Genomic DNA, 21,896 nt, shown 5'->3' with positions numbered 1-21,896 from the left:
AACCACCCGGCCGCAAACAACGAAGCTGGACAGCAACCTTCACAGTCACCATCCAGCCCCATCCATCACCCTGAACGCTTAACTCACCGGCATTGCGCCAGGGCAGCACAAACTCTTCCGGATCACGGAAAGTGGTCAGAAGAACTGCGGGCCGCGCTTCTTGCGGGTGTTCTCCACCGAGTCGGCGCCGAGGACCACCGCGCGCACCGAGTCCTCCATCTCCGACGTGACGACGAACACCAGCTCGTCGCCGGCCTCCAGGGGGTCGTCGGGCGTCGGGACGAGGACCCGCTTGCCGCGCAGGATCGCGACCAGCGCCGAGTCGTGCGGCAGCGGCACGTCGCGGACGGGATGACCGACATACGGTGCGGTCTCCGGCAACGTGATCTCCACCAGGTTGGCCTCCGACTGGCGGAAGGTCATCAGGCGGACCAGGTCACCGACGGAGACGGCCTCCTCGACGAGGGCGGCCATGAGCCTGGGCTTGCTGACGGAGACGTCGACGCCCCACTGCTCGTTGAAGAGCCACTCGTTCTCGGCGCGGTTGATCCGGGCCACGACCCGCGGCACCGCGAACTCGGTCTTCGCCAGCAGCGACACGACGAGGTTGACCTTGTCGTCGCCGGTGGCGGCCACGACCACGTCGCAGGAGGCGAGGTCGGCCTCCTGCAGGGAGGACAGCTCGCACGCGTCGGCGAGGATCCACTCGGCGGCCGGGACCCGCTCGGGGCGGACCATGCGCGGGACCCGCTCGATGAGCATGACCTGGTGGCCGTTGTCGACGAGCTCGGTGGCGATGGAGCGGCCGACGTTGCCGGCCCCGGCGATGGCGATCCGCATGGTCAGTGTCCCCCTTCGGGAGCGGAGCCGGTGACCTTCGTCACGGTGGCGACCATCTCGTCGGTGACGAGCATGAACGGGAGGTCGCCGTCCTGGATCACGGTCGACGCGGTGGGCAGCATCGCCAGGCCGAAGCGCATCAGATACGCCAGCCGCGTGCCGCTGCGGGCCTCGAGGTCGCCGACCGAGCGGCCGATCCAGTCGGGGTGCATCGGGATCTCCATGATGGAGACCGTGCTGGTCGGGTCGCGCCAGATCTCCACGTTGCCCTCGGGCACGAGGTGGCGCAGCATGCGGTCCGCCGTCCACCGGACCGTGGCGACCGTGGGGATGCCGAGCCGCTCGTACACCTCGGCGCGCTTCGGGTCGTAGATGCGCGCGACGACCCGCTCGACGCCGAACGTCTCGCGGGCGACCCGGGCGGAGATGATGTTGGAGTTGTCGCCGGAGGACACCGCGGCGAAGGCGTCGGCCCGCTCGATGCCCGCGGACAGCAGCACGTCGCGGTCGAAGCCGATGCCGGTGACGGTCGCGCCGGTGAAGTCCCCGCCGAGGCGCCGGAAGGCGTCGGCGTCGGAGTCGATCACGGCGACCGAGTGTCCGCGCTGTTCGAGGCTCAGCGCGAGGGTCGACCCCACGCGTCCGCACCCCATGATCACCACGTGCACGTAACGCCTCCGATGTGTGCGGCACTCGAGTTGAGGATGCCATGCGCGGGCCGGACCGGTGCACCCGGCAGGCGCGCGACCCGTACGCTTAGCGGTCGTGGCCAGTCCCACCTCCCTGATGAAGCGGCTGCTCCTGGGCCGACCGTTCCGCTCGGACCGGCTGAAACACACGCTGCTGCCCAAGCGCATCGCCCTGCCGGTCTTCGCCTCCGACGCCCTGTCATCGGTCGCCTACGCCCCCGACGAGATCCTGCTGACGCTGTCGATCGCCGGTGCGGGGGCGTTCTTCATCTCTCCATGGGTCGGTCTGGCCGTCGCTGTGGTGATGCTCACGGTCGTCGCCAGCTACCGGCAGAACGTGCACGCGTATCCGTCCGGCGGCGGCGACTACGAGGTGGCCTCGGTCAATCTCGGGCCGCGGTTCGGCGTCGCGGTCGCGAGCGCCCTGCTCGTCGACTACGTGCTGACCGTCGCCGTGTCGACCGCGTCCGGCGTGGCGAACCTCGGGTCGGTCGTGCCGTGGGTCGCCACCCACAAGGTCGCCATCGCGATCATCGCGATCGCCATCCTCACCGCGCTCAACCTGCGCGGTATCCGGGAGTCCGGCAGCGCCTTCGCGATCCCCACGTATGGCTTCATGATCGTGATGATCGGCATGATCCTCACCGGCTTCTTCAAGATCTTCGTCCTGGGCGACGACCTGCGAGCGCCGAGCGCGGGGCTGCACATCGAGGCCGAGCAGACCAACCTGACCGGCTGGGCGATGGCGTTCCTGCTGCTGCGCACCTTCTCCTCCGGCTGCGCCGCGCTCACCGGTGTCGAGGCGATCTCCAACGGCGTGCCCGCGTTCAAGGAGCCGAAGAGCAAGAACGCGGCGACGACCCTGCTGCTGCTCGGGTCGATCTCGATCACCATGCTGCTCGGCATCATCCTGCTGGCCGGCAAGACCGGCCTGCAGTACGTCGAGGACCCCGCCCGCCAGATCACCTCCGGGCCGCAGGACTACGTGCAGAAGACCGTCACCACCCAGCTCGGCGAGACGGTCTTCGGGTCCGGCTCGATCATGCTGTACGTCGTCGCCGTCATCACCGCGCTGATCCTCTTCCTCGCGGCCAACACCGCCTTCAACGGCTTCCCGGTGCTCGGCTCGATCCTCGCCCAGGACCGCTACCTGCCCCGCCAGCTGCACACCCGGGGCGACCGGCTGGCGTTCTCCAACGGCATCATCCTGCTGGCGCTCGCCGCGATGGTCCTCATCATCGGGTTCCAGGGCGAGGTCACCCGGCTGATCCAGCTGTACATCGTGGGCGTGTTCGTCTCGTTCACGCTGTCGCAGGCCGGCATGATCCTGCACTGGAACCGGCTGCTGCGCTCCGTGCGCGACAAGAGCGTCCGCGCCCGCATGATCCGGTCCCGCACGATCAACATGGTCGGCCTGAGCATGACCGCCACCGTGCTCGTCATCGTGCTCATCACGAAGTTCCTGCTCGGCGCGTACATCGCCATCATCGCGATGATCGTCATCTACTTCCTGATGGTCGGCATCAAGAAGCACTACGACACGGTCGCCCGCGAGCTGACCCCGTCGGAGGACCGGCCCGTCCTGCCGTCGCGCAACCACGCCGTCGTCCTCGTCAGCAAGGTGCACCGCCCGACCCTGCGGGCCGTCGCCTACGCGCAGGCCACCCGCCCCGACTCGCTGACCGCGCTCACCGTCAACGTCGACGACCACGACACCCGCAACCTGCAGCAGGAATGGGAACGCCGCGGCATCCCCGCGCCGCTGACGGTCGTCGACAGCCCGTACCGCGAGATCACCCGCCCGATCCTGGACTTCGTGCGGTCGAAGCGGCGCGACTCGCCCCGCGACGTGGTCACCGTCTTCATCCCCGAATACGTCGTCGGGCGCTGGTGGGAGCACCTGCTGCACAACCAGAGCGCGCTGCGGCTCAAGGGCCGGCTGCTCTTCGAGCCCGGCGTCATGGTCACCAGCGTCCCGTGGCAGCTCAGCTCCATCGACGACGTCGACATCGCCAAGCTCGACGCCGCGTTCACCCGCGGACCGCAGCGTGGCCCACGCCGTACACCGGAACCACCCGCCGAATGACGCTCCTGGAACTCGAGGTCGGGGCGGTCGCGCACGGCGGGCACTGCGTCGCGCGGCACGACGGCAGAGTGATCTTCGTCCGGCACGCACTGCCGGGGGAGCGGGTCCTCGCGCGCGTCACCGACGAACGCAAGGGTTTCCTGCGCGCCGACGCCGTCGAGATCCTGCTGCCGTCACCGGACCGGGTCATCCCGCCGTGCCCGTTCTCCGGCCCCGGAGCCTGCGGCGGCTGCGACTGGCAGCACGCCGACCCGGCCGCGCAGCGCAGGTTGAAAACGCAGGTCCTCACCGAGCAGCTGGCCCGGCTCGCGTCGTTTCCGGCGTCGGTGCCGGTGGAAGCCCTGCCCGGCGGGCCGCTCGGCTGGCGGACCAGGGTGCAGTACGCCGTCGACGACGAGGGACGGGCCGGATTCCACCGCCACCGGTCGGGCGAGGTCATCCCCGTCGACCGGTGCAGGATCGCGCACCCGGCGATCCAGGCGCTGCCCGTCACGTCCGAGCGCTGGCCGGCCGGCTCGGCCGTCGAGGCCGTCGCCGCGTCCAGCGGCGAGACCGCGGTGCTGACCCGCGCCGCCCGCAGCGGCAGGCTCACCGGCCCGCCCGTCCGCGTCCGCGAGGTCGCCGCCGGCCACGACTGGAGCATCGACGCCGGTGGGTTCTGGCAGGTCCACCCGCACGCCGTCGAGACCTTCACCAGCACGGTGCTGGAGATGCTGCGACCGGCGGCGGGGGAGCGGGCCTGGGACCTGTACGGCGGCGTCGGCCTCTTCGCGGCCACCCTCGCGCCGCACTGCGGTCCCGTCACCGTCGTGGAAGGCGACCGCCGGGCCGTCGCCGCCGGTCGTAAGGCGTTGCGCGACACGCCGAACGTCCGATTCGTCAACGACGATGTGGCCGCCGCGTTGAGCAATCAGCGCTGGCGCAGCGTCGACCTGGTCGTCCTCGACCCGCCCAGAGCGGGCGCGGGCCGCGAGGTGGTGTCGTCGATCGCGGCCAGGTCGCCGCGCGCCATCGCCTATGTCGCGTGCGACCCGGCCGCGTTCGCCCGGGACACCGGTTTCCTGCTGGGACTCGGGTATTCGCCGGCGCAGATCCGCGCCTTCGACAGCTTCCCGATGACCCAGCACTTCGAGACCATCGGCTTGTTCGTCCGGAGTTAGAACGGCCACGCTCCGCGCTCGCCGGCCTCCAGCAGCGGGATCATGGTGAAGCCCGCGTCGGTGAGGCCGCCGAACGTCCAGCGGTTGCGCACCTGCGGCGTGTGACCCATCCGGTACCCGGCGAGGTTCCAGGTGAACAGCGGCACGTGCTCCGGCAGCGACGTCGAGACGTCACCGTCGAAGGAGGCCTGCTCGTCGGTCAGGATCACCACCCGGCTCTGCTCGCGGTAGTGCGCCCGCACCGCCGACGCCGTGTTGGTGCCCCCGTTGTGGAAGTGTCCCTTCGCCTTGAACCGGTCGATCCCGCGCAGCAGCGACTCGCCCCGCTCCACGGGAAACACGGTGGTCCGGGTCGAGAACGACACGACCTTCGACCGCTCGCACCGCAGCGCGAGCGCCAGCCCGAAGATCACCGCCGCGTCCCACCGCATGAGCGTGCCGTCCTTCGAGAACGCCGAATGCATCGAGCCCGACGTGTCGATCAGGATCAGCGTGCTGCCGGGCAGCTCGGGGATGCCCGCGAGGCTGAGGTTCAGCGCCCGCTCCAGGGCCCACGCCCAGCGCAGCGACGGCGCCGCCCGGTACGCCGACAGGAACCGCATCGGCAACTGCCGCGACCGCGCCACCTCGTCCGGGTCCGCCAGCCGTGCCGCCACCTGCGCCGCGACCGCGTCGGACACGCCGGCCTGGTCGAAATTCCGGAGGTTCCTGAGCCGCGCCATGTAGCCCATGGACGGGATGAGGGCCTCCCACAGGCGATCCTTGGGCAGGCGGGAGCCGCCCAGCGACAGCGCGTCCTCCCAGGTCATGCCGGCCGCGCGGAGCCGCTCGGGGTCGAGCAGCACCGACGGGTCGGTCGTTGCCTCGGCGCGCAGGGCGGCGTTGGCGGCGACCATCGTGAGCGACTCCGCCACGCGCGGCTCGGGCCGGTTGTGCCGGCGGTCGAGCGCGAACGTGAACAGGTCGCCCTGCGCGGCGCCGGCCGGGGCCGGGTGGGTCAGGTCGAGCACGTCGGCGAAGCGGAACGCGTGGCTGGCGGTGTCGTACTTGAGCAGGTTGCGCTCGCTGTACAGCCGGACCGCGGCGTCGGCGACGCCCCGCTTCACCGGCTTCGGCACGGCACGGCCGTAGCGCGACGTCCAGTACGCGAGGAGCTCACCCGGCTCGTCGGCGCGCTGCAGCACGTCGGCGACGACCCTGCGGTGCTCGCCGGTGCCGTTGACCAGGCCGGCGGCGAGGCGGGCCCGAACGTACTCGGCGGCGCCGACGAGCGACGCGCTGCGCAGGTTGGCGTCCTTGCGCAGCCAGCGCAGGAACCGGACCGTCCACAGCGGATCCTTGATCGCGGCGCCGCCGACGAGCTCCCGGAAACGCCGGTCGCGGCCGCCGGCAGACTCGTAGAACGTCTGCTCGCCGACCATGTTGGCCACGGCGAGCAGGAACAGCTCCGACTTCAGGTCGCGCGAGTAGCCCGGGCCGCCCTGGTAGGTGACACCGTCCGGGCGCCGCTTCGTGCCTGCGGTCTTCAGGTTGAACTTCGCCATCCGGGATCACCTTCCCTTGTCGAAAAAGAGAAAGACGTCCCGTCGTGGTGACCCGAGATCCAGGCGGCGCCGGCACAAAGTGCTCTGTCCGCTGAGCTACGTCCCGAAGCGCCGGGACGGCGGGATTCGAACCCGCGACCTCTCGATCCATAGTCGAAGTATCCGGCGCCTACGCACCGGGCCACCACGGCGGAACATCTGTGCCGGGAACCGTAGCAGCGGATATCCGCGTGCCGCCCGCCATTTTCCGGCCCGATGATGTGGCGATGTTCGATGTCCGTGCCGTCGATCCGCGGCTGCTCAACTCGCTGACCAAGTACCCGTCGATTCCGACGTACCACACCCTGGATCCCCGCAACGGGGGTCTGACGGACCCCGCCACGGTGTTCCCCGGGGACGTCATCGCGACGGAGAAGGTCGACGGGACCAACAGCCGTGTCGTGCTGCTGCCCGACGGCACGTACCTCATCGGATCGCGGGAGGAGCTCCTGTACGCGAAGGGCGACCTCATCGGGAACCCGGCGCTCGGCATCGTCGAACAGCTCCGGCCGATCGCTGAGCGCCTGCCCGCCGGCGCCGGCATCCGCGTGTACTTCATGGAGCTCTACGGCGGCAAGGTCGGTGGGGCTGCCAAGCAGTACACCGGCGATCCCACGCAGTTCGGATGGCGGCTCTTCGACGTGGTCGACCTGGCCGCCTGGCAGGACCCGCTGTCGTGGCCCGTGCCGCGGATCTCGGCGTGGCGCGAGGCCGGCGGTCAGCCCTGGGTGCCCGAGGACGCGCTGGTGCCGCTCGCCGCGGCGGCCGGGCTGTCGCTGACCCCGCGGCTGTGGCACCGGCCCGGCGCGTCGCTGCCCCCGGCGGTCGTGGACATGCACGAGCTGCTGACCGCGTCACTGCCGGCCACGCTGGTCGGGCTGGACGGGGTCGCGGGCCGCGCCGAGGGGATCGTGCTGCGGGCGCCGGACCGGTCGGTGATCGCCAAGGCGCGCTTCCAGGACTACGAGCGGACGCTGCGCCGGCTTGTCGTACCTCGCACGTAGACTCGCCCCAGTCGCTCGTCGAGTGGGGGTTGCTGGGGATGGCCAAGCTGCGGGAACGGCTCGCCGAAGGGGTGCCGCTGGTCGCGGTCAGCTTCGGCGACGAGGACGCCGGGCGGGACGCGGCGCTCGTCCGTGACCTGCGCGTCGACGTCGCCGAGCTGCGCGTCGACTGGTATGCCTCGACCGATCCCGGGCACGCGCTGCGCCAGGTGCGGCCGTTCGCGGGCGCGGCGACCCTCGCCACGGTCCGGTCCAAGGACGAGGGGGGCTATTGGGCGGGTGACGAGCCTTCGCGGCTGCGGCTCTATGCGGCGCTCGTGCCCGAGGTCGACGCCGTCGACGTCGAGCTGGCCTCCACCGAGATCCGCGCCGGTGTGGTCGCCGCCGCCCGGGCGCACGGCACCCTCGTCATCCTGTCCCACCACGACTTCACGACCACGCCCTCCCCGGCGCGCCTCGACGCGCTCGCCGAGGAGGGCTTCGCCGCCGGCGCCGACCTGGTCAAGGTCAGCACGATGGCGCACGGCCCCGACGACCTGCGGACCCTGACGGAGTTCACCCTGCGCCACCAGCACCGTGGCGTGATCGCGATCGCGATGGGCGCCGAGGGGGCCGCTTCGCGGCTGATGCTGCCGGTGCTCGGGTCACGGATCACCTATTCGGCGATCGGCGGGCGCCCGGCGCCGGGGCAGCTACCGTTCGAGGAGACGGTGCGGCTGCTGGAGCTGTTCTCGCCCCGCTTCGCCCGGCGGCGGTCCGGTGGATCCGGTGAGTCCGGTGACTGAGCCGACCGAGCCCGGGCCCTCGTCCCGTCCGACGCCGCCGGACTCCGCGGCGCAGTCGCCGTCTTCGCAGCGATCGGAGTCTTCAGAGGCGTCAGCGTCTTCCGCGTCGTCCGGCCGGCAGGACGACGGATTCACGGATCCGGCCGCTGCGGGGTCAGCGGGGCCTGCGGCCGACGCTTCAGCAGGCTCCTCGGCAGGGTCTGCGGCGGAGTCTGCGGCAGGGTCTTCGGCGGAGTCTGCGGCTGAGTCTTCGGAGGGGCTCGCGGACCGGCCGCGGCGGGATCAGTGGCGGCCGGTGCGGCGGACCGTGGCGCAGGTGACGATCGCGTTCACGGTGCTGTTCCTGGTGCCGTTGATCCGGCTCGTGCTGGGGCTCGACGACGGGCAGAAGGTGGAGCGCGGGCCGGCCGCGTGGGTTGTCTGGATCGCCAGCCTGGCGGTCATGGTGACGGCCGCGCTCATCGCGGTGAAGGCGTTGCGCACCGACGACAGGGCCACCGAGGTGCGGCTGACCTGGTGGTGCGGCGGGCTGTGGGTCGCCGGCTTCGTCCTGACCATCGTCTACTCCGGACTGCTCCGCTGACCCTCGCCTCGCTCCGCCTCGCCTCGCGTCCACATTTCCCGTGATCCGGAAGACTTTGTGTCGCCATAGAGCCTGTTGCGTTCTGGCGGAAAACTGTCTCGTCGACGGTCGTCGCGACCCTCGACGGCTACCGATCGGCCGCGACCGGCTCGCACAGCCGTGTTTTTCTCAGCACGGAACGTGAGACGGCCATTTCGCAACAGGCTCCATAGCGGCACAAACTCTTCCGGATCATCAAGTCCGCCGAGGGTCCGCGCACGGCGCACCAGCCACCCGCCGTCGGACGGCGTGGCAACCGCTGACCGCGGTGCCTGGCTTGTCGCGGGAGAGGTTCGCCTTCGACGGGGCGGTGTTCCGGACCTGCACGGTTGACCGCCGGGCGGGCGGGCTCGCCGCTGGTGGGAGCCACGGTTCACCCCCGCCTGGCCGGCTGCGGGGAGGTCCGCCGCTGGTGGGGCCGGGGTTTCGCGGCTGCCGGGGCCGGGCTTCGGTGGGCGGTGGGGGCGGTGGCCTGCGTCTGTCCGGGGTGAGCGCCGGGAAAGGTTCGCTGCCGGTGGGGGCGGCGTTTCGGGCCGCGTGGCCCTATCTTCTGTGTCGTGCCGCCCGGTGCAGTCCGCGATACGGAGGAACCATGACCCAGCCCCCGGGGCCCGACGAGTCCACGGGTCCGGCCCAGCCGTCCGAGCCGGTGCCACCGGCGGAGCCCGGGCAGTTGCGGAAGACCGCACCGCCGGAGGACACCGCTCCACCCGCCGCCGTGTCGCCGGCCGCTGAGCCGCCGCAGGACGGCGCCGCGTCCGAGGAGCCTGCGCCGCCGGCTGCCGCCGTGCCGCCGCAGGGCGCTGCCGCGTCCGGCGGGGCCGGGGGGCTGCCCGGGATCAGGCCGGCGGCTCCGGCGGCGGACGGGGCCGGGCCCGCCACACCGTATGGGCAGCAGCCCGGGTATCCGGCGCAAGGCGCCTACGGGGCGGCGCCGCAGGGGCAGCCGCAGTATCCGATGGGTGGGTACGACCAGTCGCAGGGGTATCCGGGGGTGTACGACCCGTCGCAGGCGTACGCGATCTATCAGGCCGCTGCGCCGGCCGGTGGGTCGTATCCGGGGCAGATCGGGGACGGGGACCCGCTGATCAGTCCGGACTACCCGGGCTGGTGGCGGCGGAGCACCGCCGTCGTCAAGCAGGGGTGGCGGCAGCTGGCGGTGCTGCAGTTCATCGGGTTCCTGATGTCGCTGCTGTTCAGTGTGCCGCAGGCGCTGCTGGTGCTGGACTGGACCAAGGACCTGCCGAGCTCGGGGGTCACCGTCGACCCCGAGACGGGGCAGGCGGTCACGCCGGATCTGGGGCCGGTGCTCGCGACGCTCGGGTTGGCGTTCGTCGGGGGGTTCCTCGCGATCCTGGCGACGTTCGTGGTGGCGATCGCGTGCAACCACGTGGCGGTGTCGGTGGCGGCGGGGCTGCGGCCGCGGCTCGGTGCGGCGCTGGGGCTGGCGGTGCGGCGGGTGTTTCCGCTGATCGGCTGGCAGATCGTGGCGGGGCTGATCATGCTGGTCGGGTTGTGCGCGTGCATCGTGCCGGTCATCTACCTCAGTGCGGTGTTCATGCTGCTGCCGGTCGTGGTGACGTTCGAGCGGGGCTGGTCGGCGATCAGCCGCTGCTTCAAGCTGTTCCACCGGGATCTGGGCTCGTCGATCAGCCGGATCGCGACGATCGCCGGGATCAGCATCGGCGTCGGGGTCGCCGGGTTCGTCATCAGCTCGATCGTGCAGGCCGCGGGCGGCCCGTCGGTCACGCTCGGCGGGCAGGGGACGGTCGACACCCGGTACGTCGTCGCGCTGGTGGTCGGCACGGCGCTTGCGGAGCTGATCGCGCGGGCCGCGGCGGTGCTGACCGCGCCGCTGACCCTGACCGCGTACGCGGACCTGCGGGCCCGCACGGAGCCGCTCACCACGGCGACCCTGGCCGACGAGGCGGGGCTCCGAGGACAGCCTCCGGCGCCAGAGCAGCAGCAGTGGGCACAAGGACAGCCGGCGCCAGGGCGGCAGTGGGCACCGGAGCAGCAGTGGGCGCCCGGGCAGCCGCCGGTACAGGAGCAGCAGCCGGTACAGCAGCAGCAGCCGGAACAAGGGCGCGACGAGGACTGGATGCCGCCGAACCGCTGACGCCGCCGCGAACGGCGAAGATACTGAAAAAGTGGGATATAGCCGGAGAAATCTGCTCATCGCCGGTGGGCTGACGGTCCTCGGGCTGCCCGCCTGCGCGGTCGGCGCCGACGGGGCCGCCGACGACGGGGCCGGCAAGGTGGAGGTCTTCTCCTGGTGGGCGGCGCCCGGTGAGAAGGAAGGCCTGGAGGCGCTCGTCGCCGACTTCCGGCAGCGCAACCCCGGCATCGAGTTCGACAACGCCGCGGTCGCGGGCGGGGCCGGCACGATCGCCAAGACCGTGCTCGCGACCAGGCTGGAGAACGACGACCCGCCCGACTCGTATCAGACGCACGCCGGCCTCGAGCTCGACAGCGACATCGAGGCCGGCTACGTCGAGGACGTCCGCTACCTGTACGACCAGCAGCGCTGGCGGGACCGGCTGCCGAAGGGCCTGGTCGAGGCGTTGACCTTCGACGGCAGGATCTACTCGGTGCCGGTGAACATCCACCGGGCGAACCTGCTCTGGTTCAACCCGGCGGTGCTGAAGACGCACGGCCTGACGCCGCCGGCCAGCTGGTCGCAGTTCCTGACCCAGGCGGCGGCGCTGCGGGAGAAGGGCGTCCTGCCGCTGTCGATCGGGCCCGCCTGGACGCAGAAGCACCTGCTGGAGTGCGTGCTGCTCGGCGAGCTGGGCGCGGACGGGTACACCGGCCTCTGGGACGGCGCGACGGACTGGAAGGGCGCGCCGGTCCAGGAGGCGCTCGCGCTGTTCGTGAAGGTCCTCGACCAGTCCGACGTCGCCACCGCCGCCGGTGACTGGCAGCCCGCGCTGGACAAGGTCGTCGCCGGGACCGCCGCCTACAACGTGATGGGCGACTGGGCCGACGCGTACCTGCGGACCAGGAAGCTCGTGTTCCAGGAGGGCTACTCGGTGGTGGCGAGCCCCGGCTCGGCGAAGGTCTACGACTTCCTGTCGGACTCGTTCACGCTGCCGCGGGGGGCGCCGCACCGGCGGGCCGCGGAGCAGTGGCTGATCGAGTGCGGCTCGGTCAGCGGGCAGGACGCGTTCAACCCGCAGAAGGGGTCCGTCCCGGCGCGGCTGGATGCCGACAAGTCGAAGTACACCGGCTATCTCGCGCTCGCGATCGCCGAGTGGACCGACAGCTCGACCCGCGTGGTCGGCTCGCTCACGCATGGTGTCGTCGCCGGCACGAAGCGCAGCGCCGCCATCGACACGGCACTGGCCCTGTTCGTGCAGGATCGTGACACCGTCAAGTTCGCGGACGGTGTGACCAGGTAACGAGCATGTGTGGAAGCTGTCAAGATTCATCCGGCCGACGTGCACTGATGCGCGTCCCAGTTAGAGTTGGGCTCCATGAGCACTGAAGAGACCGAGTCCGCCACCCTGCTGAGCTCGATCCGCAACCCGGGCGACCTCCGTGATCTCACGGCGGAGCAGCTCGAGGTGCTCGCGGCGGAGATCCGCGATTTCCTCGTCGCCAAGGTCTCCCGCACCGGCGGCCATCTCGGCCCCAATCTCGGTGTGGTCGAGCTGACGCTCGCACTGCACCGGGTCTTCGACTCCCCGAAGGACCGCATCCTCTTCGACACGGGCCACCAGGCCTATGTCCACAAGATCGTGAGCGGTCGCCAGGACGGCTTCGACCTGCTCCGCCAGCGCGGGGGTCTCACCGGCTACCCGAGCCAGGCCGAGAGCGAGCACGACGTCATCGAGAACTCGCACGCCTCGACCGCGCTGTCCTATGCGGACGGTCTCGCGAAGGCGTTCGCGCTGCGCGGCGAGCCCCGGCACGTCGTCGCGGTCGTCGGTGACGGCGCGCTGACCGGCGGCATGTGCTGGGAGGCGCTCAACAACATCGCCGGCGCGAAGAACCCCCTCGTGATCGTCGTCAACGACAACGGCCGGTCCTATTCGCCGACGATCGGCGGCCTCGCCGACCACCTGTCCAACCTGCGGCTCAACCCGAGCTACGAGAAGGTCCTCGACCTGGTCAAGGACTCCCTCGGCCGCACGCCGCTGGTCGGCCCGCCGCTGTATGAGGTGCTGCACGCGGTCAAGAAGGGCATCAAGGACGCGGTCGCGCCGCAGGCGATGTTCGAGGACCTGGGCATCAAGTACGTCGGTCCCGTCGACGGCCACGACCAGACCGCGGTCGAGTCGGCGCTGCGCAAGGCGAAGTCCTTCGGCGGCCCGGTGATCGTGCACGCGGTGACCCGCAAGGGCTTCGGCTACCGGCCCGCCGAGGAGGACGAGGCCGACTGCCTGCACGGCCCCGGCAGCGCCTTCGACATCGAGACCGGCAAGCTGCTCGCCCCGGCCGCGGTGAAGTGGACCGGCGTCTTCGCCGACGAGCTCGTCGCGATCGCCGACGAGCGCGCCGACATCGTCGGCATCACCGCCGCCATGGCCGAGCCGACCGGCATCGCGAAGCTCATGAAGAAATACCCGGAGCGGGCCTACGACGTGGGCATCGCCGAGCAGCACGCCGCCACGTCGGCGGCCGGGCTCGCGATCGGCGGCTTCCACCCCGTCGTCGCGGTCTACGCGACGTTCCTCAACCGCGCGTTCGACCAGGTCCTGCTGGACGTGGCGATGCACAAGCTGCCGGTGACGTTCGTGCTCGACCGGGCCGGCATCACCGGCCCCGACGGCCCGTCGCACTACGGCATCTGGGACATGGCGGTCTTCGGCGTGGTCCCCGGCCTGCGCCTGGCCGCGCCCCGCGACGCGCAGACCGTCCGCGAGGAGCTGCGCGAGGCCGTCGGCATCGAGGACGGCCCGACGATCGTGCGCTTCCCGACCGGTGCGGTCCCCGCCGACCTCCCGGCGGTGCGCCGCGTCGGTGGCGTCGACGGCTTCGGCGGCGTGGACGTGCTCAGCGAGCACGAGCGCAAGGACGTGCTGCTGGTCAGCGTCGGCGCGTTCGCGCACCTGGCCGTCGACGCGGCCGCCCGCCTCGCCGAGCAGGGCTACGGCGTGACCGTCGTCGACCCGCGCTGGGTCCGTCCCGTGCCGGTCGAGCTGGTCGGCCTGGCCCGCGAGCACCGCCTCGTCGTCACGATCGAGGACGGTGTGCGCACCGGCGGCGTCGGCGACGCGATCGCCAAGTCGCTGCGCGACGCCGATGTGTGGGTGCCGCTGCGCGACCTCGGCGTCCCGCAGGCATGGCACCCGCACGGCACCCGCGCCGAGATCCTGGCGGAGATCGGCCTGACCGCGCAGGACGTGTCCCGCCAGGTCACCGAGTGGGTCAGCCGCCTGGAGGACGCCGAGCAGCCGGCGGTCCCGGCGCGCGCCCGCCGCTAGACCTCACCGCACACGACGGCGGATCCCCGCGAGGGGATCCGCCGCGGGCGCGCAACCGGACGCCGGGCGTGCGACTCTGACTGACGTGCCCGAGACGGTGATCGAGCTCGACCTCAGCAGCCCGTGGGAGCCCCCGGAGCATCCCGCGCCGCGACGGCGGCTGAGGGCCCGCTGGGTCGCGGTGTGCGCGGTGCTCGCCGTCGCGTCCGGTGTGCTGGCCGCCGCCGGCCCGAGACCGCGCACCGGGCCGCTCTACATGATCGACGACCGGGTCCGCGGGGTCACCGTCGCCGGCGACAAGCTGATCGTCGAACGCTTCCAGCAGTCCGTGACCGATCCACGGATCGAGGGGCGGCGGCGCTCCGACGGCGCGCTGCTGTGGGCCGTCCAGGGCAGCCTGGAGCAGCACCCGGTGGTCGCCGGCGCCGGCGCGCTGATCCTGGTCCACTACGGCATCGAGGACCGCGGCTTCAGCAGCACCATCACCGTGCTCGACCCGGACACCGGCCGGCAGCTGTGGACGCGGCAGAACTCGGCGTTCGTCGGCAGCCGCGACGGCCTGGTCGTCGTGCAGGAGATGGGCGCGCCGGAGAAGGTCGTGGACCTGCCCGTCGGCGAGGAGCGGGACCCGGCCGTCAACCACGCCGCCGATGTCCCACCGCTGCCACTGCGCGTGCTCGACGAGCGCACCGGGACCACGGTCTGGGAGATGACCCCGCCGGACGGCGCCGTCCTCGACTTCCGCTGGGACGGCCGGTTCCCGGTCGGGCGGGTCACCGGCGTCGACCAGCTGGAGACGTCCGGGCTGCTGACCCGCCGGGACATCCGCACCGGCGCGGTGCGCTCGACCGTGCAGCTGCGCTGGTCGGGGCGGCCCGCGATGTTCAGCACCACCGCCGGCTGGCAGGTCGTCCCGGGCAGGGTCCCGGACAGGGCCGTCGTCTACCCGGACGGGCAGCGCGGCGGGATCGTGTTCGACCTCGCCGACGGGCGGTCCCTGTTCCCCACCGACGTCGCGATCTACGACGGCCTGTACCCGTGCGCCGCCGGCCTCTACTGCTCTACCACCGACCGCGGTCTCGCCGCCTACGACAGCACCACCGGGAAACCCGCGTGGCGCCTGGCCGGCTTCACGGAGATCGTCGCGTCCGTCGGCGACCGGCTCGTCGTCAGCACGTACGACTACAGCAGCGCGCGGCCCGCTCCGCTCGGCATCGCCGACGCGCGGACCGGCGCCCTCGTCACCGACCTCGACGGCTGGCGGCTGATCCGGGAGGCGTCCGGCGAGCGGATCCTGGTGTGGCGCGCCGCAGACCCGGTCACCGGCATCCTCGGCGAGCTCGACCCGGTGACCGGGCGGGTCGCCGTCTTCGGCCGGGCCGGCGAGTGGTACGGGCCGCCCGAGTGCAGCGCCGGCAGGGACACCCTCGCGTGCCTCATGGTCGGCAGGATGACCGTCTGGCAGCTGCCCGCCCGGCGCGGATGACGCCGCAGGACCGTCGTGGCAGGCTGAACCCCGTGCCGGAGACCGTGATCGAGCTGGACCTCAGCGTTGCGTGGGAGCCGCCGGAGCCGCCCGCACCCCGGCGCCGCCTGCGGGCCCGGTGGGTGGCCGTCGCCGCGGTCCTCGCCGTGACCCTCGGCGTGCTCGTCTCCGCCGGGCCGTCCTCCGGCGCGGGCCTGCTCTACACACTCGACCAGCAGGTCCTCAAGGCGCAGACGTCCGGCGGCCGGCTCTTCCTCGCCCGGTACCAGGGCACCGACCCCGGACCGATGATCGAGGCACACGGCCTCGCCGACGGCGGGCTGCTGTGGCAGCGCCCGGCCGAGGTGCAGCAGCAGCTGGTGGTCGGCGGGCCCGACGTGGTGATCCTGATGAGCGAGGACCGGACCGGGCGCGGCGACTCCAGCACCCTCGTCGTCCTCGACGCCGCCACCGGCCGGGAGCTGTGGACGCGGGCTGCCGTCAGGCTCGACGGCACCGCCGACGGTGTGGTCGTCGTCGAGGAGCCACTGGCCGGCGAATACACGGTGGACGTCTTCCAGGACTACGGCCCGGACGTCAACCGCGCCGGGCCGCAGCCGGAGCGGCGCATCCTCGGACTGTCCGCGCGGACCGGGCTGACCGCGTGGGAGATCACCGTCCCGCAGGGATCCGAGGTCGACTTCAGCTGGTCCAGCATGTACCAGTCGCGGCTCAACCGGCTCGACGTGCTCAGCCGCACCGGGCAGCTGACCCGGTGGGACGCCCGGACCGGCCAGGTGGTCGCGACCCACCAGCTCACCTGGTCGGGCGTGCCGGCCGCGTTCAACGCCGGCTGGCTGGACGGCTCCGGGCGGCCCGCCGACCGGGTCGTCGTCTACCCCGACGGCCGGTCCGGCTCGGCCGTCTACGACGTGCCGTCGGGCCGGCTGCTGTTCCGCTGGCCGGACGGGTCCGGCCACGCCCTGTTCCGCTGCACGGCCACGCTCTTCTGCAGCGGCGACGACAGCGGCCTGAACGCGGTCGACAGCACCACGGGCGAGCGCCGGTGGCACCTCGACGGGCACAACATGGCCCTCAGCTTCGCCGGTGAGCGCCTCCTCGCCGGCACCTACACCGATCCCACCGAGCCGGGACTCCTCGCGGTCGTCGACAGCCGCACCGGCGCCGTCGCCAAGGACCTCACGGGCTGGCGGGTGCTGGCCGCCGGCAGCCGGCCGCTGCTGTGGCGGGCGGTGGACAAGCGCACCGCGCTGCTCGGCGAGCTCGACCCGGCGACCGGGCTGGTCACCGTCTTCGCCCGGGCCGGGAACTGGTTCGGCAACCCCGAATGCTCCGTGGACGGCAGCACCCTCGCCTGCGTCGTCGTCGGCGGCCTGTCCGTGTGGAGACTGCCGAACCGGCACTGACCCGCGCACAATGAGGCTGTGCCGGTGAGCACGGTCACCATCGATCTGGGCGTCATCGACGACGGCTGGGACCGCGTCGACGACGACCCCGTCGGCCTGCCCCGCGGCTGGGGCCTGGCCGCCGTCCTGGCGATGCTGCTCAGCCTGGTCTCCGCCGGGCCGTTGCCGGGGCACCCGCACGAGGTGACCCGCCAGCCGCTGCGCAACGGCGACTTCCACCTCGCCGGCGGGGCACTGTTCGTGCTCGACAGCGACCGCACCCCGACCCCGGTCGAGGCCTACGCCGCCGCCGACGGCTCGCTGCGATGGACGTTTACGCCCGAGGGGCTGGCCTCGCTGTCGTACGTCGACATCCGCGGCGACCTCGCGGTGCTGTCCCCGGACCTGTGCCGCTCCGGGGTCACCGGCACCACCGTCGCCGTGACCCGGGCGACAGGGCGGGAGCAGTGGCGCGCCGTGGGCGTGCCCGTGCGCACCCCGCCCGGCGGCACCGGCACCGTCGTCATGCGCAGCCTGTGGTCCGACGGGTGCACCGCCCTCACCACCAACACCCCGACCGCCGGGGTGCTGCGCTGGCAGCTCATCGACGCCGCCGGCCTGGTGCGCTGGGACACCGCGGTGGAGCCCGGCACCCGCGTCGCCGTCGACGCCGCCGGGACCGGCGCCACCTGGGCGGCCCTGCTCGACGGCGACGGCGGGCTGAGCACCGTCGACCTCACCACCGGCGCGCGCACCGCCCCCGTCACCGGCGTCGCCGGGCCCGCCGACGACCTCGTCGCGGCCGTCGGCGACCTGCTGCTCGTCGGCCGGTCGGACGCGGCGACCGGCAGCATCTGGCTCACCGCCTACGGCCGCGACCTCGTCCCGCGCTGGAAGGCGCAGGTGCCGGTCGGTCCCGCCGGCCCGCTCACCGTCCTGCCGTGCGATGCGGCGCTGTGCGTCAGCGGCGAGCGCACCGCCGCGGTCGGCGTGTCCGACGGCGCGCTGCTGTGGATCGTGCCGCGGTCAGGGCCGGCGGTCGCGCCCGGCGGCGCGCTGACGATGCCCGCGGACACCGGGCGCACGGTCCCGGCCGGCTGGCGGTTCCTCGCCGCCGACGGGCCCCGGGTCCTGCTCGGGCTGCAGACCGACCGCGACACCCTGCTCGCCTGGTCCGGTGACGGTCCGGCGCCCACGCCGTCGGCCTCCGTGCCCGGCACCCTCGTCAGCTGCGAGATCGACGTCGTGCTCGTCGCCTGCGGTACCGACGCCGACGAGGTCGTCCTGTTGCGGCTTCCCTGACCGGTCGGCATGGCACCCGCACGCCCACCGACGGCTCGTGATCAAGGTGCCCGCGACGCCGGTGCCGCACGACGGCTCAGGGCTCCTACAGCTTCCACAGGTGCACGCTGTCGCCGCCGGCCAGGCAAGACAGGCGGTGACCGCGCAGCGCGCACCGGGACGGGATCGGGCTCACCTGGCCGAGGACCTCGACCTCGCCGGTGTGCAGGTTGACCCGCGCGATCCGGGACGAGCCCCCGTCGGGCTTCTGCACCAGCGCCCACGTCGCGCCGGCGGTGGCGGCGGTGCCGGCGGCGTCGTCGATGCCGTCGGTGGCCGTCGGGACGAGCCCCCAGCCGACGAGCTCGCTGCGGTCCACGCCCGTCTGCCAGTCGACGATGCGGATGCGCATGAAGTCCTCCCGGTCGCGGGCGACGAGCACGCCGGCGCCGACCGCGTCCAGCTGGATCGGTCGGCGCCAGCGCTGCTCGCCGGTCCTCGGGTCGAGCACCGCGATGTCGCGCCAGTTCGGCACGCACACCATCGGGCCGCACGCCACGACGACCGGGCCGTAGGCGAGCTCCGCGATCGGCACCGGCTCCGCGGACTGGAAGAGCCGCTGCCACCGGTACACCAGCGGCTCGTGCCCATAGCTGGTGATCAGCGCGCCGTCGAGCTGGACGGCGACGATGACGAGCATGTCGCCGACGATCCGGACGCTCTGCGGCGGGCCGTCGGCGAGCTCGGGCACCTCGGCGGCGCTGATCACGGCGCCGGTCGCGGCGGCCCGGACCTCGGTGTGCCCGCCCGGATACCAGATCGCGAACCAGTCGTTGCCGGGCACGTCGGGGGAGACCAACCGGCCGCCGGCCGGCATCTGGAACTGCCACCGCACGACGCCGCTCTCCGCGTCGATGGCCGCCAGGTGTACCGGCGTCTGCGGGCTGTTGCGCAGCGGCACCGCCGGCGGGCAGGTGGCCGCGCGCTCGTCGACGAGCAGCAGCAACGGGTGCCTGCTGTCCGGTTCCTGGCCGGCCCGCAGGACCGCGACCGGCGCGCCGGCGGCGAGCCACTGCTGGTGCCCGTCGGCGGGGTCGAGGCGCTCCAGGCTCCAGCCGGTCGCGTCGGTGCACGGGCGGTGCCGGATGTAGGCGCGGTCCGCCGCGAGATACACCTGGCCCGCGTTCGGCGGGATCGAGCGGCTCCAGCGCTCCTCGCCGGTGCCCCAGTCGTACGCGGTGACCGCCGGCTCCTCCCGCAGCGCGTACAGCGCGACCCGGTCGGCGACGAACCCCACGGTGTGCTCGGCGAGGACCCCGAGCACCTCCACCGAACTGCCCGAGACGGAGCCGCCGGTGAACGCGGCGAGGAGCGCGAGCACCGTCACGAACGGCCACTGCCGCCTGCCCGGCGCCGGTGGCGGCGGCCCGATCTCCAGCTGATCCGCATGATGGTTGACCACACCGAGGTCGATCAGCCGCTCTTCCACGACATCAGGGTGCCTGGCGAAGGCCATGGTCGCCAACGGTGCGGTATACGTTGGCTCACGCGGACTTCACAGCCGGTGCCCGACACTGGCCCGATCCGGGTGGGGGTGATGCGGCGTGCGCGTGCTGGTGGTCGAGGACGAACGGAGCCTCGCCGACGCGATCGGGCGGGGGCTGCGCCGGCAGGGCATGGCCGTCGACGTCTCGTACGACGGCACCGAGGGCCACGAGATGGCCATGGTCACCCGGTATGACGTGGTCGTGCTGGACCGGGACCTGCCCGGCGTGCACGGCGACGACATCTGCGCCGACCTCGTCGCGTCCGGGGCGCTGACCCGCGTGCTGATGCTGACCGCCAGCGGCAGCGTCGCCGACCGCGTGGAAGGGCTGCAGATCGGCGCCGACGACTACCTGCCGAAGCCGTTCGCCTTCGACGAGCTCGTCGCCCGGGTCCAGGCCCTCGGCCGCCGGGCCACCCCCGCCGCGCCGCCGGTGCTGACCATCGGCGACCTCGTGCTCGACCAGGCGAAGCGGGTCGCGAGCCGGGGCGGGCAGCCGCTCGACCTGACCCGCAAGGAGTTCGGCCTCCTGGAGGAGCTGCTCAAGGCCCGCGGCGCCGTCGTGTCCAGCGAGGAGCTCCTGGAGCGGGTCTGGGACGCCAACGCCGACCCCTTCACCACGACCGTGCGGGTCACGATGATGACGCTGCGCAAGAAGCTCGGCGACCCGGCGCTCATCGAGACCGTCGTCGGCGCCGGGTACAGGACCAGGCCACCACAATGAGGCCGCTGCGATGACCATCTACGACGCCCGCCGCGCGGCCCTGTTCCGCCCGACGCTGCGGCTGCGGCTCACCCTGCTCAACGGCATCCTGCTCGTCGGGGCCGGGCTGGTGCTCGTCGTCCTCGCGTACATCCTCGTCGACAGCGCGATCAGGCCCGCCGACGAGCTGCAGCCCGGCACCCGGATCGTGCTGCAGGACGGCAGCGAGGTCGACGCCCGCCAGTGGCAGACGGAGCTCGCCGACGCCGCCGAATGGGAGCTCGTCACCCGCGGCAGCCTCGCGCTGCTGCTCATCGGCGCGGTCGGGGTCGCCGGCGCCTACGTCGTCGCCGGCCGGGCGCTGCGCCCCCTGCATCGGGTCACCACCACCGCGCAGCGGCTGACGGGGGAGACCCTCGACGCCCGGATCAACTACGACGGCGCCGACGACGAGGTGTCGGAGCTGGCGAAGACGTTCGACGCCATGCTCGACCGAATAGGCGAGGCGTTCGAGACGCAGAAACGCTTCGTCGCCAACGCCTCCCACGAGTTGCGGACCCCCCTCGCCGTGATGCGGACCGAGGTCGACGTGACCCTCGACGACCCCGAGGCGGACGTCGAGGAGTTCCGCCGCATGTCCAACGTCGTCCGCGACGCTTCCACGCGGGCCAACGCGCTGGTCGAGTCGCTGCTGCTGCTCGCGCGCACCGAGGCGCAGGCGGGCCGCCGGCTCGGCCGCAAGGTCCCCACCGACCTGGCCACCGGCGTCACGGTCGCGATGTCGGCGATGGGCAAGGAGATCAAACGGCTCACGCTCGGCGTGACGACCGACCTCGCGCCGGCGAACGTCGTCGGCGACCCCGGCCTCCTCGAACGGCTCGCCGGCAACCTGATCGAGAACGCCGTGCGGTACAACCACCTCGGCGGACGCATCTGGGTGCGCACCGGCACGGACGAGACCCTCGCCTGGCTCGTCGTCGGGAACACCGGCTTCGAGGTCGACCCCGCCGACGTGCCCGTGCTCTTCGAGCCCTTCCGGCGCGGCGGCCGGGAACGCACGGGCGCCCGCGGCTCCGGGCTCGGGCTGTCGATCGTCCGCGCCGTCTGCGAGGCGCACGGCGGGGGCGCCAGCGCGGTCGCCCTCGACGGCGGCGGCCTGGAGGTCACCGTCAGCCTCCCCGCGGCCGCGATCACCCCGGTGCTCACCGGCTCCGCGCCCGTGAAACCCGTCTGACCTGTCTGAACTGCCTGACCTTTGTGACGGCGGGCACACTTTCTCAGTTCCGACCCCTTCGCG

The 21,896-nt window shown here is 72.5% G+C and carries 17 protein-coding genes and 1 tRNA gene; 13 read left to right on the top strand and 5 right to left on the bottom strand.

The features are described 5' to 3' along the window. Positions 1 to 135: 135 nt before the first annotated feature. Together ABZS58_RS43425 and ABZS58_RS43420 are read right to left on the bottom strand one after the other, a co-directional pair. Positions 136 to 846 (bottom strand): TrkA family potassium uptake protein, encoded by a 711-nt coding sequence (locus ABZS58_RS43425; protein ID WP_354789903.1) that lies wholly within the window; start codon positions 844 to 846, stop codon positions 136 to 138. After that, positions 843 to 1,508, bottom strand: a complete 666-nt coding sequence (locus tag ABZS58_RS43420) for a TrkA family potassium uptake protein (protein ID WP_354789901.1) — start codon at positions 1,506 to 1,508, stop codon at positions 843 to 845. The genes ABZS58_RS43425 and ABZS58_RS43420 overlap by 4 nt, the downstream gene beginning before the upstream one ends. 97 nt (positions 1,509 to 1,605) lie before the next feature. Between ABZS58_RS43420 and ABZS58_RS43415 the strand changes: the two genes are divergently transcribed. Both ABZS58_RS43415 and ABZS58_RS43410 read left to right on the top strand, forming a co-directional pair. Then, positions 1,606 to 3,615 (top strand): APC family permease, encoded by a 2,010-nt coding sequence (locus ABZS58_RS43415; RefSeq protein WP_354789899.1) that lies wholly within the window; start codon positions 1,606 to 1,608, stop codon positions 3,613 to 3,615. Continuing rightward, the gene (locus tag ABZS58_RS43410) at positions 3,612 to 4,775 is read left to right on the top strand and encodes a class I SAM-dependent RNA methyltransferase (RefSeq protein WP_354789898.1); all 1,164 of its coding nucleotides are present in this window, start codon (positions 3,612 to 3,614) and stop codon (positions 4,773 to 4,775) included. The genes ABZS58_RS43415 and ABZS58_RS43410 overlap by 4 nt, the downstream gene beginning before the upstream one ends. Here the strand turns inward: ABZS58_RS43410 and ABZS58_RS43405 are convergent. Further along, a complete protein-coding gene (locus tag ABZS58_RS43405; protein WP_354789897.1) occupies positions 4,772 to 6,319 on the bottom strand; it encodes a TROVE domain-containing protein in 1,548 nt (515 codons plus the stop codon). The two genes, ABZS58_RS43410 and ABZS58_RS43405, sit on opposite strands and share 4 nt — an antisense overlap. Positions 6,320 to 6,430: 111 nt before the next feature. Next, positions 6,431 to 6,498, bottom strand: a tRNA-Ser gene (locus ABZS58_RS43400). An 87-nt stretch (positions 6,499 to 6,585) separates the two neighbouring features. On the opposite strand from ABZS58_RS43400, the gene ABZS58_RS43395 reads away from it, so the two are divergent. From ABZS58_RS43395 to ABZS58_RS43355, 9 genes are all read left to right on the top strand, one after another. Beyond that, the gene (locus ABZS58_RS43395) at positions 6,586 to 7,362 is read left to right on the top strand and encodes an RNA ligase family protein (RefSeq protein WP_354789896.1); all 777 of its coding nucleotides are present in this window, start codon (positions 6,586 to 6,588) and stop codon (positions 7,360 to 7,362) included. 38 nt (positions 7,363 to 7,400) lie between these two features. Then, positions 7,401 to 8,147 (top strand): type I 3-dehydroquinate dehydratase, encoded by a 747-nt coding sequence (locus tag ABZS58_RS43390; RefSeq protein WP_354789895.1) that lies wholly within the window; start codon positions 7,401 to 7,403, stop codon positions 8,145 to 8,147. Between the two features lie 316 nt (positions 8,148 to 8,463). After that, on the top strand, positions 8,464 to 8,730 hold the full coding sequence (locus ABZS58_RS43385; protein WP_354789894.1) for a hypothetical protein: 267 nt from the start codon (positions 8,464 to 8,466) through the stop codon (positions 8,728 to 8,730). A gap of 631 nt (positions 8,731 to 9,361) precedes the next feature. Continuing rightward, on the top strand, positions 9,362 to 10,888 hold the full coding sequence (locus ABZS58_RS43380; RefSeq protein ID WP_354789892.1) for a hypothetical protein: 1,527 nt from the start codon (positions 9,362 to 9,364) through the stop codon (positions 10,886 to 10,888). 31 nt (positions 10,889 to 10,919) lie between these two features. Continuing rightward, the gene (locus ABZS58_RS43375; protein ID WP_354789890.1) at positions 10,920 to 12,170 is read left to right on the top strand and encodes an ABC transporter substrate-binding protein; all 1,251 of its coding nucleotides are present in this window, start codon (positions 10,920 to 10,922) and stop codon (positions 12,168 to 12,170) included. A gap of 75 nt (positions 12,171 to 12,245) precedes the next feature. Then, positions 12,246 to 14,198: a 1-deoxy-D-xylulose-5-phosphate synthase gene (gene dxs / locus ABZS58_RS43370; protein WP_354789888.1), complete on the top strand. Its 1,953-nt coding sequence runs from the start codon at positions 12,246 to 12,248 to the stop codon at positions 14,196 to 14,198. Positions 14,199 to 14,283: 85 nt separating this feature from the next. Next, positions 14,284 to 15,684, top strand: a complete 1,401-nt coding sequence (locus ABZS58_RS43365) for a hypothetical protein (protein ID WP_354789887.1) — start codon at positions 14,284 to 14,286, stop codon at positions 15,682 to 15,684. A gap of 32 nt (positions 15,685 to 15,716) precedes the next feature. Beyond that, positions 15,717 to 17,090 carry a PQQ-binding-like beta-propeller repeat protein gene (locus tag ABZS58_RS43360; RefSeq protein WP_354789886.1) on the top strand — a complete coding sequence of 458 codons (1,374 nt, stop codon included), beginning with the start codon at positions 15,717 to 15,719 and terminating at the stop codon, positions 17,088 to 17,090. Positions 17,091 to 17,114: 24 nt separating this feature from the next. Beyond that, positions 17,115 to 18,371 (top strand): hypothetical protein, encoded by a 1,257-nt coding sequence (locus ABZS58_RS43355; RefSeq protein WP_354789885.1) that lies wholly within the window; start codon positions 17,115 to 17,117, stop codon positions 18,369 to 18,371. 85 nt (positions 18,372 to 18,456) lie between these two features. On the opposite strand, the gene ABZS58_RS43350 is transcribed toward ABZS58_RS43355, so the two are convergent. Further along, positions 18,457 to 19,839 (bottom strand): PQQ-binding-like beta-propeller repeat protein, encoded by a 1,383-nt coding sequence (locus ABZS58_RS43350; RefSeq protein WP_354789884.1) that lies wholly within the window; start codon positions 19,837 to 19,839, stop codon positions 18,457 to 18,459. 115 nt (positions 19,840 to 19,954) lie between these two features. On the opposite strand from ABZS58_RS43350, the gene ABZS58_RS43345 reads away from it, so the two are divergent. Continuing rightward, on the top strand, positions 19,955 to 20,620 hold the full coding sequence (locus ABZS58_RS43345; RefSeq protein WP_354789882.1) for a response regulator transcription factor: 666 nt from the start codon (positions 19,955 to 19,957) through the stop codon (positions 20,618 to 20,620). A 10-nt stretch (positions 20,621 to 20,630) separates the two neighbouring features. Further along, positions 20,631 to 21,833, top strand: a complete 1,203-nt coding sequence (locus ABZS58_RS43340) for a HAMP domain-containing sensor histidine kinase (RefSeq protein ID WP_354789881.1) — start codon at positions 20,631 to 20,633, stop codon at positions 21,831 to 21,833. Positions 21,834 to 21,896 lie beyond the last annotated feature (63 nt).

It is taken from the genome of Dactylosporangium sp. NPDC005555 (assembly GCF_040605635.1).
Lineage (GTDB): Bacteria > Actinomycetota > Actinomycetes > Mycobacteriales > Micromonosporaceae > Dactylosporangium.
The sequence above is the reverse complement of the archived record's forward strand: the minus strand, read 5'-3'. Positions and strand labels throughout refer to the sequence as shown.